The 16530-nt window shown below is 62.6% G+C and carries 18 protein-coding genes; 14 read left to right on the plus strand and 4 right to left on the minus strand.

The window, feature by feature from the left end; translation table 11 throughout:
- The first annotated feature begins 69 nt into the window (after window positions 1–69).
- From NKH05_RS15040 to NKH05_RS15060, 5 genes are all read left to right on the plus strand, one after another.
- Window positions 70–597 carry an endonuclease domain-containing protein gene (locus NKH05_RS15040; RefSeq protein ID WP_023720848.1) on the plus strand — a complete coding sequence of 176 codons (528 nt, stop codon included), beginning with the start codon at window positions 70–72 and terminating at the stop codon, window positions 595–597.
- Window positions 598–1476 carry an ABC transporter permease gene (locus NKH05_RS15045; protein ID WP_352482952.1) on the plus strand — a complete coding sequence of 293 codons (879 nt, stop codon included), beginning with the start codon at window positions 598–600 and terminating at the stop codon, window positions 1474–1476.
- Window positions 1473–2609 (plus strand): ABC transporter permease, encoded by a 1137-nt coding sequence (locus tag NKH05_RS15050; RefSeq protein WP_031194513.1) that lies wholly within the window; start codon window positions 1473–1475, stop codon window positions 2607–2609. Before NKH05_RS15045 ends, NKH05_RS15050 begins: the two co-directional genes overlap by 4 nt.
- Before the next feature lie 40 nt (window positions 2610–2649).
- Window positions 2650–3621 (plus strand): ABC transporter substrate-binding protein, encoded by a 972-nt coding sequence (locus tag NKH05_RS15055; RefSeq protein WP_352482954.1) that lies wholly within the window; start codon window positions 2650–2652, stop codon window positions 3619–3621.
- A gap of 152 nt (window positions 3622–3773) precedes the next feature.
- The gene (locus NKH05_RS15060) at window positions 3774–4217 is read left to right on the plus strand and encodes a CHRD domain-containing protein (protein ID WP_023720844.1); all 444 of its coding nucleotides are present in this window, start codon (window positions 3774–3776) and stop codon (window positions 4215–4217) included.
- A 39-nt stretch (window positions 4218–4256) separates the two neighbouring features.
- Here NKH05_RS15060 and NKH05_RS15065 read toward each other — a convergent pair whose 3' ends face one another.
- The 3 genes from NKH05_RS15065 to NKH05_RS15075 form a co-directional block, all read right to left on the minus strand.
- Complete coding sequence (locus NKH05_RS15065) at window positions 4257–5906, minus strand: thiamine pyrophosphate-binding protein (protein WP_023720843.1); 1650 nt, start codon at window positions 5904–5906, stop codon at window positions 4257–4259.
- Complete coding sequence (locus NKH05_RS15070; protein ID WP_353025630.1) at window positions 5903–7078, minus strand: CaiB/BaiF CoA transferase family protein; 1176 nt, start codon at window positions 7076–7078, stop codon at window positions 5903–5905. The genes NKH05_RS15065 and NKH05_RS15070 overlap by 4 nt, the downstream gene beginning before the upstream one ends.
- A gap of 164 nt (window positions 7079–7242) precedes the next feature.
- The gene (locus tag NKH05_RS15075; protein ID WP_353025631.1) at window positions 7243–8178 is read right to left on the minus strand and encodes an alpha/beta fold hydrolase; all 936 of its coding nucleotides are present in this window, start codon (window positions 8176–8178) and stop codon (window positions 7243–7245) included.
- Window positions 8179–8443: 265 nt separating this feature from the next.
- On the opposite strand from NKH05_RS15075, the gene NKH05_RS15080 reads away from it, so the two are divergent.
- From NKH05_RS15080 to NKH05_RS15095, 4 genes are all read left to right on the plus strand, one after another.
- Entirely contained in the window at window positions 8444–9229 is a 786-nt protein-coding gene (locus NKH05_RS15080) for an alpha/beta fold hydrolase (RefSeq protein ID WP_023720840.1), read from the plus strand.
- Window positions 9226–9675: a MarR family winged helix-turn-helix transcriptional regulator gene (locus NKH05_RS15085; RefSeq protein WP_352482959.1), complete on the plus strand. Its 450-nt coding sequence runs from the start codon at window positions 9226–9228 to the stop codon at window positions 9673–9675. Before NKH05_RS15080 ends, NKH05_RS15085 begins: the two co-directional genes overlap by 4 nt.
- A gap of 118 nt (window positions 9676–9793) precedes the next feature.
- A complete protein-coding gene (locus tag NKH05_RS15090) occupies window positions 9794–10807 on the plus strand; it encodes a ribonuclease T2 family protein (protein ID WP_352482960.1) in 1014 nt (337 codons plus the stop codon).
- Window positions 10808–10881: 74 nt separating this feature from the next.
- Window positions 10882–11496, plus strand: coding sequence for a hypothetical protein (locus tag NKH05_RS15095; protein ID WP_352482961.1), 615 nt, complete (start codon window positions 10882–10884; stop codon window positions 11494–11496).
- A 28-nt stretch (window positions 11497–11524) separates the two neighbouring features.
- Here NKH05_RS15095 and NKH05_RS15100 read toward each other — a convergent pair whose 3' ends face one another.
- Window positions 11525–12820, minus strand: a complete 1296-nt coding sequence (locus NKH05_RS15100; RefSeq protein ID WP_353025634.1) for a GGDEF domain-containing protein — start codon at window positions 12818–12820, stop codon at window positions 11525–11527.
- Window positions 12821–13062: 242 nt separating this feature from the next.
- On the opposite strand from NKH05_RS15100, the gene ettA reads away from it, so the two are divergent.
- From ettA to NKH05_RS15125, 5 genes are all read left to right on the plus strand, one after another.
- Window positions 13063–14712, plus strand: a complete 1650-nt coding sequence (gene ettA / locus NKH05_RS15105; RefSeq protein ID WP_023720834.1) for an energy-dependent translational throttle protein EttA — start codon at window positions 13063–13065, stop codon at window positions 14710–14712.
- Between the two features lie 59 nt (window positions 14713–14771).
- On the plus strand, window positions 14772–15020 hold the full coding sequence (locus NKH05_RS15110; RefSeq protein WP_352482964.1) for a DUF6290 family protein: 249 nt from the start codon (window positions 14772–14774) through the stop codon (window positions 15018–15020).
- A gap of 98 nt (window positions 15021–15118) precedes the next feature.
- Complete coding sequence (locus tag NKH05_RS15115; RefSeq protein ID WP_352482966.1) at window positions 15119–15250, plus strand: type II toxin-antitoxin system RelE family toxin; 132 nt, start codon at window positions 15119–15121, stop codon at window positions 15248–15250.
- Window positions 15251–15272: 22 nt separating this feature from the next.
- Window positions 15273–16070, plus strand: coding sequence for a trans-aconitate 2-methyltransferase (gene tam / locus NKH05_RS15120; RefSeq protein WP_352482967.1), 798 nt, complete (start codon window positions 15273–15275; stop codon window positions 16068–16070).
- Window positions 16071–16185: 115 nt separating this feature from the next.
- Entirely contained in the window at window positions 16186–16521 is a 336-nt protein-coding gene (locus tag NKH05_RS15125) for a hypothetical protein (protein WP_353025636.1), read from the plus strand.
- Window positions 16522–16530 lie beyond the last annotated feature (9 nt).

Below are 16530 nucleotides of genomic sequence, written 5' to 3' on the forward strand. Positions count from 1 at the left end.
GCGAGACGCCGGAGTTCCTGGCCATCGCGGCACGGGTGCGCGACGGGCTGAGGGCAGGGCACAGCTATGATGATTGAGCGGGATGAGGGTCCTCCTCTCCCCGACGGGGAGAGGGTGGCCGGAGCGAAGCGGAGGTCGGGTGAGGGGGCGGCGCCGACAGATCCAACTAAAAGAAATGTTGGGGCAACCGCTCGTGCCCGAAAGCTCCGGTTTGACGAGACCGAGGCTGAGTACCGGCTTTGGGGGGAACTGAGAGGACGTCATCTCAACGGCTACAAATTTGTGAGGCAGGTGCCGCTTGGCCTTTTCATCGCGGACTTCGTTTGTCGCGAGAAGGGTCTGATTGTTGAAGTCGACGGCAGTCAGCATGCGGATTCTCCAACCGATACGGCGAGAACTGCTTGGCTGAATGGCTATGGCTATTCCGTTCTTCGGTTCTGGAACCATGAAGTTCTGGCCGAACGTCGAGCGGTCCTTGATACGATATTGGCTTGCCTCGACGGAAAGATTTCTACCCCCTCACCCGGCCTCCGCTTCGCTCCGGCCACCCTCTCCCCGTTGGGGAGAGGAGGGCGCCAAGCGCCCGAGGATCGCTAGATGGACTCGTTTCGCGACAAGATCGTTCCCGTGACCTCGATCCTCCTGGGCGTGGTCGTCGTCTGGTACGTCATGGCCGTTGTCCTCAACGCGCCGTTCCAGCGCGATCTCGACCGCCGCGCCAATTTGACACCGGGCATTGTGGAATTCATCGGCAAGACGCTGGCACAACCGAAGCCGACGCTACCGGCGCCACACCAGGTGGCGGTGAATTTTTTCGAAAACACCTTTTTGCGCAGCATCACCTCGAACCGCAGCCTTGTCTACAATGCCTGGGTGACGCTGTCGTCGACGCTGCTCGGCTTTGCCTTCGGCACGGCGCTCGGCATCGTCATCGCCGTCGGCATCGTGCATGTGGCGACGCTCGACCGCAGCATGATGCCGTGGATCATCGCCTCGCAGACCATTCCGATCCTGGCGGTGGCGCCGATGATTATTGTCGTGCTGGCGGCGGTCGGCATCACCGGGCTGATCCCGAAAGCGCTGATCTCGACCTATCTGTCGTTCTTCCCGGTGGCGGTTGGCATGGTGAAGGGGCTTCGCTCGCCCGAGCTCACCCATCTCGACCTGATGCATACCTATAATGCCAGTCCCTCGCAGACCTTCTGGAAATTGCGGGTGCCGGCCTCGGTGCCGTTCCTGTTCACCTCGATGAAGGTGGCGGTGGCCGCCAGCCTGGTCGGCGCCATTGTCGGCGAGCTGCCGACCGGCGCCGTCGCCGGCATCGGCGCCAAATTGCTCGCCGGCGCCTACTACAGCCAGACGATCGACATCTGGTCGGCGCTGGTCGCCGGCTCGGTGGTGGCGGCGCTGCTGGTTATGCTGGTCGGCATTGCTGGGCGCCTTGTCGACCGCGCCATGGGCGGGAGGCCGGCATGAGCTCGCTCCTGAGCCTTTCCTCAATCACCCCCCGATCCTGGCAAGGATATGCCGCGCTTATCCTTCTTGTCGGCGCGCTGCTTCTTTGGCCGCTCGTCAGTGCTACGCCCGGTTACGGCATGGCGACTACGGTTTTGATTTTCATTTTGCTGCTCATGGCAATCGAGGCCGACAACTTTCCACCGATGATCGGGGTGGTGTTGCTGTTCCTTGGCGCGCACGGCGCGGCGTGGATGTTGCTCGCCGGCATAACCGGCAATGAGGGCAGCGCTCGTGGCTCCTTCTATCTGCTGCTCGTCGCGGCGTGGTTTTTGGCCTGGCGCTGCGTAACGGTCTTGTCGTCGGTTCGCCCGACGTCGCGCTGGGCGTCAACCGCCTTGCGCCTGATCATTCCAGCCATCTTCGGCGCTTGGATCCTGATCATCTGGGAGGCGGTGACGCGTGGCGCCGGCATTCCCTTCATCCTGTTGCCGCCGCCAAGCGCCATCGGTGCACGCATCGTCGGCTCGCTGCCGGTGCTGGGGGCCGATGTCAGGCAGACCATCTTCAAGGCGGTGATCTTCGGCTATGTCGTGGGCAGCAGCGCCGGCTTCCTCGTTGCCATCGCCGCCGACCGTGTGCCGTTCCTGCGGCGCGGGCTTTTGCCGATCGGCAATATGGTGTCGGCGCTGCCGATCATCGGCGTCGCGCCGATCATGGTCATGTGGTTCGGCTTCGACTGGCAATCCAAGGCAGCCGTGGTCATAATCATGACCTTCTTCCCGATGCTGGTGAACACCGTCGCCGGGCTTACCGCCTCCGGCCATATGGAGCGCGACCTGATGCGCACCTATGCCTCGAGCTACTGGCAGACGCTGTTCAAGCTGCGGCTGCCGGCGGCGGCACCGTTCATCTTCAATGCGTTGAAGATCAATTCGACGCTGGCGCTGATCGGCGCCATCGTCGCCGAGTTCTTCGGCACGCCGGTGGTCGGCATGGGATTCCGCATTTCGACGGAAGTCGGCCGGATGAACATCGACATGGTGTGGGCCGAAATCGCAGTTGCAGCACTTGCGGGTTCGGTCTTTTATGGCGTGGTCGCTCTTTTCGAGAGAGCAATCACGTTTTGGCATCCCTCTGTCCGTGGTGGATAGGGGCGGTGGGTTTAGGGCGCTAACTTCAGAGGGTAAAAACATGAAAAGACTTGTTGTTTCGATGCTGGCCGGCGCGATGTCGCTTGCCGCCTTCCAGGCGATGGCCGCAGACAAGGTGACGCTGCAGCTGAAATGGGTCACCCAGGCACAGTTCGCCGGCTATTATGTCGCCAAGGCCAAGGGCTTCTATGACGCCGAGGGCCTAGACGTCGACATCAAGCCCGGCGGCCCGGACATCGCACCCGAGCAGGTCATTGCCGGCGGCGGCGCCGACGTCATCGTCGACTGGATGGGCGGCGCGCTGGCTGCACGCGAAAAGGGCGTGCCGCTGGTCAACATCGCCCAGCCGTTCAAGAAGGCCGGCATGGAGCTGGTCTGCCCGAAGGACGGCCCGATCAAGACCGAAGCCGATTTCAAGGGCCACACGCTCGGCGTCTGGTTCTTCGGCAACGAGTATCCGTTCTATGCCTGGATGAACAAGCTTGGCCTCAAGACCGACGGCGGGCCGGACGGCGTCACCGTGCTCAAGCAGAGCTTTGACGTGCAGCCGCTGATCCAGAAGCAGGCGGATTGCATTTCGGTCATGACCTACAACGAATACTGGCAGCTCATCGACGCCGGCTACAAGCCGGAAGAGCTGACCGTCTTCAACTATTCCGCCATGGGCAACGATCTGCTCGAAGACGGGCTCTATGCGTTGGAGGACAAGCTCAAGGATCCGGCCTTCGAGGACAAGATGGTGCGTTTCGTGCGCGCTTCGATGAAGGGTTGGAAATACGCCGTCGACAATTCCGACGAGGCGGCCGGCATCGTCATGGACAATGGCGGCCAGGACGAGAACCACCAGAAGCGGATGATGGGCGAAGTCGCCAAGCTGATCGACAATGCCGACGGCAAGCTCGATCCGGCGACCTACGAGCGCACCGCCAAGGCGCTGCTCGACCAGAAGATCATCACCAAGGAGCCGACCGGCGCCTACACGACCGCGATCACCGACAAGGCGATCAAATAGAGCTATCAAGCAGGCTCTGTTGGAAGACGAAAAGGGGCGGGCGACCGCCCCTTTTTAGTGGGATGTAAAATGAACGTTACCCGCGGAAACATCCGTTCGCAAAATCGTTGTGCCGATGCATCCAACTCAAGGGTGCCACAACGGAGGTTTCCATGCGCATCCAGTCCTTCACGCCGATGCTTTCGGCGCTGGCCATTTCTGCCGCCATCTTCTCGGTGTCACCGGCTCTGGCCGAAACCGTAAAGATGACCGCGACGCTCGATGGTGCTCAGCAGAGCCCGCCCGTCACCACGAAGGGCAAGGGTACCGCCACGCTCAGATTCAACACCGCCACCAAGAAACTCAGCTGGACGGTGAGATATTCCGGCCTCAGCGGGCCGGCGAAGGCCGGGCACATTCACGGCCCGGCGGCAGAGGGTCAAAACGCCGATCCAGTGGTGCCGTTCGAAGGCAAGCTGAAGAGCCCGATCAAGGGTTCGGCGACATTGACCGATGCCCAGGCGACCGATCTTGAGGCGGGCAAATATTACGTCAACATCCACACCGCGGCCCACGCCGACGGCGAGATCCGCGGCCAGATCGAAAAGGTCAAATAGGCAGATCAAGACGACAAAACAGGGCAACCACCCTGTTTGTCAGGCCTTGTCGCGAATCTGGGTCATCGTGCGGGTCGGCGTGATGGCTTCGGGGTCGAGCCTGATCTCGACGATCGACGGCTTGCCGCTAGCACGCGCGCGCTCGAAGGCCGCCGCGAAGTCGGCGGTCTTTTCCACCGTCTCGCCATGGCCGCCATAGGCACGGGCCAAAGCAGCAAAGTCGGGGTTTTTCAGATCGGTGGCGACGACACGGCCGGGATATTCGCGCTCCTGATGCATGCGGATGGTGCCATAAATGCCGTTGTTGACTACGATGACGATGATCGGCAATCCGTATTGTACGGCGGTGGCGAATTCCTGCCCGTTCATCAGGAAACAGCCGTCGCCGGCGAAGGCGATCACGTCGCGGTCGGGGAAAAGCTGTTTGGCGGCGACCGCCGCCGGCGTGCCGTAGCCCATCGAGCCGGAGGTGGGTGCTGCCTGCGTGCCGAAACGCCGGAAGCGATGGTAGCGATGCACCCAGGTGGCGTAGTTGCCGGCGCCATTGGTGAGGATGGCGTCGTCCGGCAGCATCGTTTCGAGATAATTCATGATCGGCCCCATCTGCACGGCGCCGGGGCCGCTCTCCGGAGGCGTCGACCAGTCGAGATAGGCGGTGTGCAGCTTCGCTGCCTCCGCCGCCCACACCGGCGTTGCGGCCGGCTTGCGTTTGGCAAAGGCTTCGACGAAAGCGGCAGGCGAGGTATTGATCGCCAGCGCCGGCCGGTAGACGCGGCCGAGCTCGCCGGCGTCGGCATGGATATGGACCAGCGTCTGGTCGGGGTAGGGGCTCTTCAGCAGCGTGTAGTCGGATGACGGCATCTCGCCCATGCGGCCGCCGATCAGCAGCACAAGGTCGGCCTGCTTGATGGCGGTTGCCACTTTGGGATTGATGCCGATGCCGACATCGCCGGCATAGTTCGCGTGGAGATGGTCGAACAGCATCTGGCGGCGGAAGGAGCAGCCGACCGGCAGCGACCAGGCTTCGGCTATCGTCCGCATCCGTGCAACGGCCTGCGCATCCCAGCGCGTACCGCCAAGGATGACGAACGGCCGCTTTGCCTTGTTGAGCAGCTCGTCCAGCGCGTCGAGCTCGGCTTCGCCAGGCCGCGTCTCGACAGGGGTGTAATGCCGGGCTTCCGGTGCCTCGGCAAGGCTGGTCAGCATGTCCTCGGGCAGCGAGATGACGACCGGGCCCGGGCGGCCGGACGTCGCCACTGCAAATGCCCGTGTGACGAATTCGGGGATGCGCGCGGCGTCGTCGATCTCGACCACCCATTTGGCGATATCGCCGAAGAACCTGACATAGTCGACCTCCTGGAAGGCCTCGCGCCCCTTGGCGTGGCTGGCGACCTGGCCGATGAACAGGATGAGGGGGACCGAATCCTGCATGGCGATGTGGATGCCGGCCGAGGCATTGGTGGCGCCTGGGCCGCGGGTGACGAAGCAGATGCCGGGCCTGCCGGTCAGGCGGCCATGGCAGTCGGCCATCATTGCGGCACCGCCCTCCTGGCGGCAGACGATGGTGCGGATTGGCGAATCATGCAGCGCGTCGAGCACCGCCAGATAGGATTCGCCGGGCACGCAATAGATACGGTCCGTTCCGTTGGCTTCGAGCGCATCGACGATGAGTTGTCCGCCGGTCTTCATTTTCCTGACCTCTCCAGTTCGGCAAGGATTTCTTCGGTGTGTTCGCCGAGACGCGGCGACGGCCGTTCATAGACCAGCGGCGTGCCGGACATGACCATCGGCGCGCGCACCGAGGGCAAGAGATTGCCATGGCCGTCATCGAGGTCGAGCCGCATGCCGCGCGCGATGGTCTGCGGGTCGGCAAACATCTGGCCGATATTGTTGATCGGGCTGGCCGGCACGCCGGCTGTCTCCAGCCTGGCCAGCAGCGGGTCGCGATCGAAGACCTTCAGCGCCTCGACCATGTGCTCGCGCAGCTTTGCCCGGTTGGCGACGCGGGCGGGATTGGTGGCGAAGTCAGGGTTCGACGCCAGCTCCTCGAGGTCGACGGCAGCGCAAAACTTTGCGAACTGGCCGTCATTGCCGACCGCCAGGATGATGTGGCCATCTTTCACCGGCACCACCTCGTAGGGCGCGATGTTCATATGCGCATTGCCCATCTGCACCGGCGATTGTCCGGAGACGAGATAGTTGAGGTTCTGGTTGCCGAGCGTTGAGATCTGGGTGTCGTAGAGCGCCATGTCGATATGCTGGCCTTCGCCGGTCTTCTCGGCGTGGCGAAGTGCCGCCTGGATGGCAACGACCGAATAAAGCCCGGTGAAGACATCTGAAATAGCCACGCCCGCCTTCTGCGGTTCGCGGCCGGCTTCGCCGGTGATCGACATCATGCCGGCCATGCCCTGGATGATGAAATCATAACCGGCGCGCGGCGCATACGGTCCCGACTGGCCAAAACCGGTGATCGAGCAATAGATCAGCCGTGGGTTGATTTTCCTCAGGCTGTCATAGTCGAGGCCGTATTTCTTAAGTCCGCCGACCTTGAAGTTTTCGATCAGCACTTCCGAGGTCGCGACCAGCCGGCGCACCGTCTCGGCGCCCTCGGGCGTCGAGAAGTCGATGGCGATGGAGCGCTTGCCGCGGTTGCAGGAATGGTAATAAGCGGCCGAAAGGTTCTCGCCATCATGGCCGATGACGAAGGGCGGTCCCCATTTGCGGGTGTCGTCGCCGCTGTCCGGGCTCTCGACCTTGATCACGTCGGCGCCGAGGTCAGCAAGCAGCTGCCCGGCCCATGGCCCGGCGAGGATGCGTGCGAGTTCGATGACGCGGATGCCTTTGAGCGGAGGCTCAGTCATGGATCACCGTGGTTGGCCGAAAGCGCAGGCTTAGATGTTTTTTGTGCATGTCGTTATCCCAAAACCGCTGCGCACCCTCGGGTCTAGCCCAAGGGCATGCTTTGGGCGACATCCCACTATCAATCCCGGGTGCCGCTGTCACGGCCCTTGCAATGGGCCAAGTATCAAGGCGCCCTCAGCACGCGATCGGCCCAAGCGGCAAAATCCTCCATGATGATGTCTCGATTGACCTCGTTCAGGCTCTCGTGGCGGGTTTCGGCGTAAACCTTTGAAACGAGATTCGAAAAGCCCAGCATGTGCATCCGGCCGGCGAGATGGCTGACCGCCTTGCCGCCGTCCGAGGCCGGATCCTGCTCGCCTCCGACCAGATGGACGAACAGGTCGCGCCGCACGCCGGAAAAATTGCGGTCGCGGCCGCAATGCAGCGTCATCTTGACGATGTCCTGCCACATCGACACCGATGCGTCCCAGCCGCAGAGCGGGTCGGCGATGTATTTCTCGACTTCGGCGGCATCGCGCGACAGCCAGTCGAAGGGCGTCCGGCGATCGGGCACTGCCTTGCCCCAAGCCCGGAACGTCAGCCGGGGCAGCATGCGCGACGGCACGTCTGAGCCAAGCCGGAACTTTTCCCAGGCAAGCATGCCCAGCGCGATTTGGCCGAGCAGTCCGGCAGAGAAATTGCCGTTCCAGATCGCGGCGGCATGGATGCGCGCCGAGTTGCGGAGGACAAAGTTCAGAGCGACCGACGCGCCCAAGGAGTGACCGAAGGCGATGACCGGCAGGCCGGGCTGTTCCCTGGCGATCAGATCATGGACGGCAGCGACATCGGCGATGACCTTGGCACCTCCATCCGCATCGGCGAACCTGCCAGGTGGCGCGTCGGGCGCCTTGGTGACGCCGTGGCCACGGTGGTCGTGCGCGTAGACCTGGTAGCCGCGCGCGCCGAGGAAATCGGCGAAGCGGGCATAGCGCGCCGCGTGCTCGGCCAACCCGTGATTGATCTGGACAATGGCGCGCGGCTGGCCTGTGGCGTGTTTCACATAAAGGTTGAGCTCGGCGCCGGTCGGCGATGCCAGCATCCTCTGCTTGTCAAATGGCATGTCTCGCTCCCGTCGGCGACTGTTGGGCGACGCAGCGATCGACGTCAAGAGACGTAGGGTACCCATTCGACGCTAGTTGACAGTATGCTGTCAATATGATTACATGACAGCATACTGTCAATTGGCCAGCAGATTGGGGGTATGACTATGAAAACCACCGGGGCCATTTCGCGGCGTGCAATCTTGCTGGCGGGCTTCGCCTTCACGACGGCCACCCTGTTGCCAGGGATTGCTGCGTTCAGTCAGGAAACCAGGGAGATGACCCATGATGACGTCCACCGTTCCAGGCCCGCAAGGCCAGCTTGCCACTTATAGGATCAACGCCGGCAATGGCCTGCCGATCCTGTTCCTGCATGGAGATTGCAGCCGCGCTTCCCACTGGGACCGGGTGATGCAGCTCTCCGTCGAAGGCCGCGAGGCGGTAGCCTTCGATTTTCGCGGCCATGGCGCCTCCGCGCCGGCGCAGGACGGTGACTATGGCTATGACGGCCGTGCAATGGATGTCGGTGCCGTGGCCGACGCGTTTGGCCTGAAGCGGTTTCTCATTGTCGCGCACAGCGGCGGCGGTGGTGTGGCGCTCGCTTATGCCGCCAGCCATGCCGACCGGGTCGCAGGTGTCTTGCTCGTCGACCCGGCGACCAATCCTCGTGCGCTGCCGCAGGCGATTCGCGACGGCTTTGTCCGCGATCTGGCCGGTCCGCAAGGCCGCGATGTCCTGAACGCCTATTACACGTCGATTGCCGGCCCTAACGCGGCTGTTCGCCAGCGTGTTCTGGCCGATGTGGCAGTGGTCGATCCGGCGGCGAGGGCAGGTGTCGGCAAGGCACTGGCCGAATGGAACCCGGAGCCGGCACTCAATGCGTATCGCGGGCCTATGTTCGTATTGGCTACCGAGGCCAGTGACACTCCAGCCGCGCTCTACCGGCTGCGCACGGACATTCCGCGCCAGATCGTGGCGGGCAGCGGCCATTGGGTGATGCTTGACAAGCCCGAGGTCGTAGCCGAAGCCGTTAATAATTTCGTCGCGACCATCGAGGCCGGCCAGAAATGACGACCAGGACCGAAGCGGCAAATGTGTTCACGGAACTCGTGCTTGCCGTGTTCAGGATGAACGGCAGTTTTCTGGATGCGGCCGACCGGCTGGCCGCTCCAACCGGGCTGACGGCAGCGCGCTGGCAGGTTTTGGGTGCGGTTTTGAAGGAGCCGAAATCCGTGGCCGACGTCGCCCGCGACATGGGTCTCGCCCGTCAGAGCGTACAGCGGCTGGCCGACATACTGGCTGCGGAGGGGCTTGCCGCCTATGCCGACAACCCAGCGCATCGCCGCGCCAAGCTGTTGTCGATAACCGATGCCGGCCGGGCAGCGGTCAAGAATATCGGCACACGCCAGCATGTTTGGGCGAACCGCGTTTCGGAGGGTATGGACGCCGACGCGCTAAAAGCCTCGCTTGATCTGCTGCGCACCTTGACAGAACGCGTGGAGGCGGGCGGATCCTGATCGACCACACGGGAACCGTCTCAATGCGCTGGCGATTGTTTTTACGGCCGACGAAAGAAATCGTAATTCTGACATGTCGCAAGTTCTAGCTTGCGGCGTGAATACGAGGAGTGCCGGAATGCGGATTTGGGCGATATGGGGGGCGGTGTTTCTTGCGTTTGCTGGCGCAAGCGCGGCGCGGGCCGATGTGAAGATGACCGGCTCTTTCGTCGCCGATGCCGCCTGTCCGGCAACGCAGGCGATCAAGAGCGGCAAGAATCCCCGCAACGTCTCGACCGCGGCTGGCCAGAGTTACGATCTGCTGGCCGGCAACAAGGACGCGCCCACGCACTATCTCATCCGCGTTCCGGGCGCCGATCCGGAGCGCCGCTGGGTTAAGATCAGCTGCGGTCACGTTTCGGGCGGCAGCGCGTCGACGATACCGGCTGCACCGGCGCCTGCCGAGCCGAACAAGCCATCGGCGTCCGGAAAGCCGGAATATGTCTTCGCGCTGAGCTGGCAGCCGGCTTTCTGTGAGACCAAATCCAGCAAGACCGAATGCCGGGCGCAGACCGCCGCCGGTTTCGATGCGACCCACTTCACCTTGCATGGGTTGTGGCCGCAACCGAATGGAAATTTCTATTGCCAGGTCGCGGCAAGCGACAAGGCGAACGACGATCCGGCACATTGGCGGGATTTGCCGCCGGTCACGCTGGACCCGAATACGCGATCGGAACTCGACCAGGTGATGCCGGGCACCGCATCCGCCCTCGAAAGGCATGAATGGATCAAGCACGGCACCTGCTACGGCAAGAGCCAGCAGGAGTATTTCTCCGACGCTTTGAACCTGATGCAAGCGGTGAACGCGTCGCCGGTGCGCGATCTCTTCACCAGGAACGTCGGCAAGCAGCTGACATCCGATCAGATCCGCAGCACCTTCGACAGCGCCTTCGGCAAAGGCGCGGGCGACCGGGTCCGCGTATCCTGCGTGGTCGATCCCTCGAGCGGCAGGCGGCTGATCGACGAGCTGACGCTCGGCCTGGCCGGCCCGATCGCTTCGAACTCTTCGCTCGGTGCGCTGCTGCTTGCCTCGGCACCGACAGCCAAGGTGGGTTGTCCGAAGGGCACCGTCGACGCCGTCGGGTTCCAGTAGACAGGCCGAACGCGACTGTCGCCTTGCGCCGGGGGTGGTATGGTCTTGAAGGCACACATTCGTAGGGGGTGGCGATGAGTGGCATGACGAACGGGGCGCTGGCGCGGCTGGCGTTCTGGGCCAGGGGCATGACGGCGATCCGAGACGGCCATATGGAATGGCCGGGCTTTTCCTACACCGAAGTGGAGTGGGCGCGCATGACCACGCTGGCCAAACCGATCGGCGGCGGCACCTACCAATTGTTCACGCTGGTCAACGCGGCGATCTTCATCGCCATCGCCGCGCTCGGGATCTTCTGTGTCTTCCTGCCGCTGGCGACGCTGCTGTTCCCGGTACCACCCGAAACCAGTGCGCTCAAGTTTTCGCTGCTCCTGGCGGCATGCGCCTTGCTGATCATCGGCATCGGCTTGCCGATTTCGCTGCGTCTCTCGACCGCGCTGGTCGCGCCGAAGGCAATGCGGGCCGCGCTTGTCGCCGTGCCCGGCGACCAGATGCTTGCGGCAAAAGTGTCATGGCAGATCAACCGGATCACGCTCGTGCTTTGCGGCCTGCTGGTGCCGGGCATTCTTCTGTTCATCGCCTACGACATCGATGCCGGCCCGGTCATCGCGGCAATGAAATGGCTGGCGATCGGGTTGATGGCGGTTTCGGTTGCGATCGGCGCATGGCAGCGGCGCAAACAATCCTGATTGCGCCAATCCGAGACCAGAGTGAGAGTTACGCGCCGGCGCTGCGCTCCGGCCTGTTCCATGTGTTGCGCCCGTCTGCTTCGTTGCCACCCGGTTCGCCGACAACGCGATCGCGTCCGGTCGATTTGGCCTTGTAGAGAGGCTGGTCGGCCAGCGCAAAGAGATCGGCAAGGCAACGCGTCGTCTCGCTGACCGTCGAGATGCCGGCGCTGACGGTGATGTCGAACCGGCTGGTGCTCGCAGACGTCTTGACCGCTTGCCTGACGGTTTCGCCCAGCAGTCTGGCGAGCGGCTGTGGACGCCAGCAGAGGATGGCGAATTCCTCACCGCCGATCCTGAACAATTGATCTTCGGTCCCGACAAGTTCGCCAAGCAAAATCGCCAGGGCTTTCAGCACCTTGTCTCCCTCGGCGTGGCCGAAGCGGTCATTGATCGATTTGAAGTGGTCGACATCGATGATCAGCAGGCTAAGCGGCCTGGCAGTCCGCAGGCTGGCGGCGACGGCGGCCTCGCCATCGCTGTCGAAGCGCCCCCTGTGCAGGAGGCCGGTGAGGCCGTCGCGACCGACATGCTCGACCAGCGCCTCATAGCGCTCGCGATAGGTCAGCGTGTCGAAAATGTCGGAAAGCCCGCGCGGCGCCGGCACCTGCCGCGCCTCGAACCACCTGATATAGGCGACCAGCATGGTGCTGTAGACCAGGGCCGCTGCCATCTTGGCGAACCAGCCGCCGAAGAACACCGCGACCGGCGCACCGGTGACGAAATGCAGCGCCGTGAAAAAGCCTGCCTGGTCGAAGGTGAGCACGCAGGCGACGGAGACCAGGATGCGGGTGAAAAGCGCCTTGCGCAGATATTTGCCGAGCTTTTCATAGAGCAGGATGATCAGGATGGCGTCGACGAACAGCAGCGTCGTGCCCCACACCATCAGCCAGCCCATCTCGTCGATGAAGCCGATGTCGGGAAGCTTGCCGTCGGGCAGCGGTGCGATGTCATGCAGGCGCAGGATCAGCACGAGCCCGATCATCAGGGCATTGCCGAGCAGCAGGCCGTAAATCGGCTGCCGGACAGTTGCCGCGTCCTCCTTGATGTAGAGCAGGAGCAGCATGACCAGCTTGCCGGAAAACAGCACGGCCGAACCCGGCGATACCATGCCGAACGGCAGCGCGACGTAGAAGACGCTGGCGAGATAGGTTTCCAGGAAATGCATGACGCCAATGGCGCAAACAAAGACACCGAGGCCGATGCGGCCCCTGAACCGGAAAAGCGTGACCATGATGCCGAAATAGAGAACCGCTTCGGCAAAAAGCAGGAAACTGTTCAACACGGCCCGATCTCTCTCCCCGAAATCGCGGCTGCCAGCGATTTCCCATCCAAACACTGTTTTGACGCGGAATGGTTAACCGGAGCTTTCGCCCGGGCGCCGGCACGAAATGAAGCGGCTAAGCGTTCGCGGTGCGACCAACTCCGCCTGGGACCAAAACTGTTTGCCGTTCGGGGCCGCATCGCTTACATAGCCCCCAACTTCCATTCAATCCGACATCAGTCGACTTTTCAGGGAAAGCGCGCGTGGCACGCCAGTTCATCTATCACATGGCCGGCCTCAACAAGGCCTACGGCACCAAGAAGGTGCTCGAGAACATCCATCTGTCCTTCTACCCGGACGCCAAGATCGGCATCCTCGGTCCCAACGGCGCCGGCAAGTCGACGATTCTCAAGATCATGGCCGGCATCGACAAGGAGTGGAGCGGCGAGGCCTGGCTGGCCGAGGGTGCTACCGTCGGTTACCTGGCGCAGGAGCCGGCGCTCGATCCGAACAAGAATGTGTTCGAAAACGTCATGGAAGGCGTTGCCGCCAAGACCGCGATCATCGAGCGCTACAACGAATTGATGATGAACTATTCCGACGAGACGGCGGACGAGTCGGCCAAGCTGCAAGACGAGATGGACCGGCTCAATCTGTGGGATCTCGAGCAGCAGGTCGAGATGGCGATGGAGGCACTCGGCTGCCCGCCCAAGGAGGCCGATGTCACCAAGCTGTCGGGCGGCGAACGCCGTCGCGTCGCGCTCTGCCAGCTCTTGCTGCGCCAGCCCGACCTTCTGCTGCTCGACGAGCCGACCAACCATCTCGACGCCGAGACGACGGCGTGGCTGGAAAAGCATCTGCGCGCCTATCCGGGCGCGGTGATGATCATCACCCACGACCGCTACTTCCTCGACAATGTCACCGGCTGGATCCTCGAGCTCGATCGCGGCCGCGGTATCCCGTACGAAGGCAACTACACCAAATATCTCGAAGCCAAGGCCAAGCGGCTCAAGCAGGAAGGCCGCGAGGACGATGCGCGCCAGCGGGCGATCGGCCGCGAGCGCGAGTGGATCCAGTCCAGCCCGAAAGCCCGGCAGACCAAGTCGAAGGCCCGTATCCAGGCGTTCCAGGATCTGCTGGATGCGGCCGACAAGCGGCGTCCGAGCGATACGCAGATCGTCATTCCGCATGGCGAGCGGCTCGGCAATGTGGTGATCGAGGTCGAGGACCTGTCGAAGGGCTTTGGCGACACGCTTTTGATCGACGATCTCGAATTCAAGCTGCCGCCCGGCGGCATCGTCGGCGTCATTGGCCCGAACGGCGCCGGCAAGACGACGCTGTTCCGCATGATCACCGGCCAGGAAAAGCCCGATGCCGGCACCATCCGCGTCGGCGAGACGGTCAAGCTCGGTTATGTCGACCAGAGCCGCGACGCACTCGACCCGACCAAGACCGTCTGGGAAGAGATCTCGGGCGGCGCCGAAGTGGTCAAGCTCGGCAAGTTCGAAGCCAACACCCGCGCCTATTGCGCGTCGTTCAATTTCCGCGGCGGCGATCAGCAGCAGAAGGTCGGCAACCTGTCCGGCGGACAGCGCAACCGCGTGCATCTGGCAAAGATGCTGAAGACCGGCGGCAATGTGCTGCTGCTCGACGAGCCGACCAACGATCTCGATACCGAAACGCTGGCCGCACTTGAAGACGCGCTCGAGAGCTTCGCCGGCTGCGCCGTCATCATCTCGCACGATCGCATGTTCCTCGATCGTCTGGCGACGCACATCCTCGCCTTCGAGGGCGACAGCCATGTCGAATGGTTCGAAGGCAATTTCGAGGATTACGAGCAGGACAAGATCCGTAGACTCGGGCCCGATGCCGTCAATCCGCACCGCATGACGTATAAGCGGCTGACGAGGTAGGGTCTCGATCCGTTGCGGGCGATCGTCGTTTGGCCTAAATTGATCGGATGGAGTTGCCCATGATCACGGTCAAATTGCCGCAAAAAGCCGAGAAGCTGCTGGCCGATATTGCCAAGGCCAGCGGCCGTACGATCGATCAGGTCGCAGTTGAAACGATCCTCGAAACCATTGAGGATTGGCAGGATGCCAGGATTGCGGAGGAACGCCTGAGGGATGACGACGGCGTACGCATTCCGTTGGAAGAGGTGATCCGGAAGCTTGAACTTCGCGAAGTCGAGGAGCGGCACAAGAAACCTGCCGCTGAATGAGTTGGCAGGTCGAGTTTACGCGAGCCGAAAAAGACATTGAAGGGCTTTCACCGAAGGACTAGCGCCGTGTCCTAGAATTCCTGTATCAAAGAGTTTCTGTGCACCCCAATCCAAGAGCACTCGCCAAACGGCTGACTGGGACCAAGGAAGCTTGGCGGTTTCGCGTCGGCGACTACAGAATCATTGCCCAGTTTCAGGACAGCCGGCTCGTCGTGCTGATCGGGAGATAGGCAACCGTCGCGAGATCTATCGATGAATAACAGCATAGCGGTAAAGGCAAAACCCGACTGGTCCGCCGCACTCTACCTGAAATTCGAGGATGAGCGCACGCGGCCGGCGCGCGACCTCCTAGCGCAGGTGCCAGTGCCGGAACCGCGCCGGGTGGTGGACATTGGCTGTGGGCCGGGCAATTCGACCGAATTGCTGGTCGAGCGCTGGCCGCAGGCACAGATCAGCGGCTTCGATACCTCGCCCGACATGATCGAGAAGGCGAAGGCGCGCCTGCCCGGCGTCACCTTTGCCTTGGCGGACGCGGCGACGTGGCAGCCGGCCGAACCGGTCGACGTGATCTTCGCCAATGCAGTGTTTCAGTGGCTACCGGAGCATCCGGCTGTCTTCCAGCGGCTGATAGGATTTTTGGCGCCCGGCGGCGCGCTTGCCGTGCAGATGCCGGACAATATGGGCGAGCCTTCGCACCGGCTGATGCGGGAGACCGCGGCCGAGATGCCGTTCACTGAAAAGTTCGAGCGTGCGGCCCGCGCGCCGCTGCCGCCTGTCGCGTTCTATTACGACCTTTTGTCGCCATTCTCGGATCGGCTCGATATCTGGCACACGATCTACAACCATCCGCTGGCCGATGCCGAGGCGATCGTCGAATGGGTGAAGTCGACGGGGCTGAAGCCGTTCCTCGATCCGCTCGACGAAGGCGAGCGGCAGCTTTTCCTGAAGCGCTACACGGCCAGGATCGCCGAAGCCTATCCGAAAACGGCAAGCGGCAAGGTGTTGCTGCGCTTTCCCCGTGTCTTCATCGTGGCGCGGCGTTCTGCTTAGAAACTCTTAGCTACACCCAAAAACAGCCAGCAGCGGATGCTTGACCGGCTTTCGCCGTCATGCGCATCTCGCTGGGGCAGGGATGGCGGCCCTCATGGGCCATGGGGGGTGGATGATGACACTGAAAACGCTCATTTTCGGCGGCAGCATTTGTGCGGCCGCTGTGCTTGCCTTTTCGATATCGGCGCAGGCCAAGCGAGCGCGCTGCTTCACCAGCGATGACGGGCATTTCTCCTGCAGCTATCGGGCGCTGGATGATGCCGGCAGCTTTCGCATCTCGGCGCCGGGCTATCCGACTTACGTCCTGGAGATCGACGACCCGGGTTTTGCCTACGGCTATGTCAATCTCGGCCAGCGCAACGTGCCGCTGTCCGGACAATTCGTGCGCAGCAATGATGACGGTGCCTGCTGGAACAACCCGCAGACCAATACCAAGCTCTGCGCCTGGTAAAGACCCGTT

The sequence above is a fragment of the Mesorhizobium sp. M1399 genome (assembly GCF_040317735.1).
Lineage (GTDB): Bacteria > Pseudomonadota > Alphaproteobacteria > Rhizobiales > Rhizobiaceae > Mesorhizobium.

Excerpts from the sequence above, each read along its gene's own strand:
- NKH05_RS15075 (WP_353025631.1), bottom strand. The coding sequence starts at position 8,178 with ATGCCATTTGACAAGCAGAGGATGCTGGCATCGCCGACCGGCGCCGAG.
- NKH05_RS15040 (WP_023720848.1), top strand. The coding sequence starts at position 70 with ATGATTGAGCGGGATGAGGGTCCTCCTCTCCCCGACGGGGAGAGGGTG.
- NKH05_RS15055 (WP_352482954.1), top strand. The coding sequence starts at position 2,650 with ATGAAAAGACTTGTTGTTTCGATGCTGGCCGGCGCGATGTCGCTTGCC.
- NKH05_RS15070 (WP_353025630.1), bottom strand. The coding sequence starts at position 7,078 with ATGACTGAGCCTCCGCTCAAAGGCATCCGCGTCATCGAACTCGCACGC.
- NKH05_RS15080 (WP_023720840.1), top strand. The coding sequence starts at position 8,444 with ATGATGACGTCCACCGTTCCAGGCCCGCAAGGCCAGCTTGCCACTTAT.
- NKH05_RS15125 (WP_353025636.1), top strand. The coding sequence starts at position 16,186 with ATGACACTGAAAACGCTCATTTTCGGCGGCAGCATTTGTGCGGCCGCT.
- NKH05_RS15110 (WP_352482964.1), top strand. The coding sequence starts at position 14,772 with ATGATCACGGTCAAATTGCCGCAAAAAGCCGAGAAGCTGCTGGCCGAT.
- NKH05_RS15045 (WP_352482952.1), top strand. The coding sequence starts at position 598 with ATGGACTCGTTTCGCGACAAGATCGTTCCCGTGACCTCGATCCTCCTG.
- NKH05_RS15050 (WP_031194513.1), top strand. The coding sequence starts at position 1,473 with ATGAGCTCGCTCCTGAGCCTTTCCTCAATCACCCCCCGATCCTGGCAA.
- NKH05_RS15060 (WP_023720844.1), top strand. The coding sequence starts at position 3,774 with ATGCGCATCCAGTCCTTCACGCCGATGCTTTCGGCGCTGGCCATTTCT.
- NKH05_RS15085 (WP_352482959.1), top strand. The coding sequence starts at position 9,226 with ATGACGACCAGGACCGAAGCGGCAAATGTGTTCACGGAACTCGTGCTT.
- tam (WP_352482967.1), top strand. The coding sequence starts at position 15,273 with ATGAATAACAGCATAGCGGTAAAGGCAAAACCCGACTGGTCCGCCGCA.
- NKH05_RS15090 (WP_352482960.1), top strand. The coding sequence starts at position 9,794 with ATGCGGATTTGGGCGATATGGGGGGCGGTGTTTCTTGCGTTTGCTGGC.
- NKH05_RS15065 (WP_023720843.1), bottom strand. The coding sequence starts at position 5,906 with ATGAAGACCGGCGGACAACTCATCGTCGATGCGCTCGAAGCCAACGGA.
- NKH05_RS15095 (WP_352482961.1), top strand. The coding sequence starts at position 10,882 with ATGAGTGGCATGACGAACGGGGCGCTGGCGCGGCTGGCGTTCTGGGCC.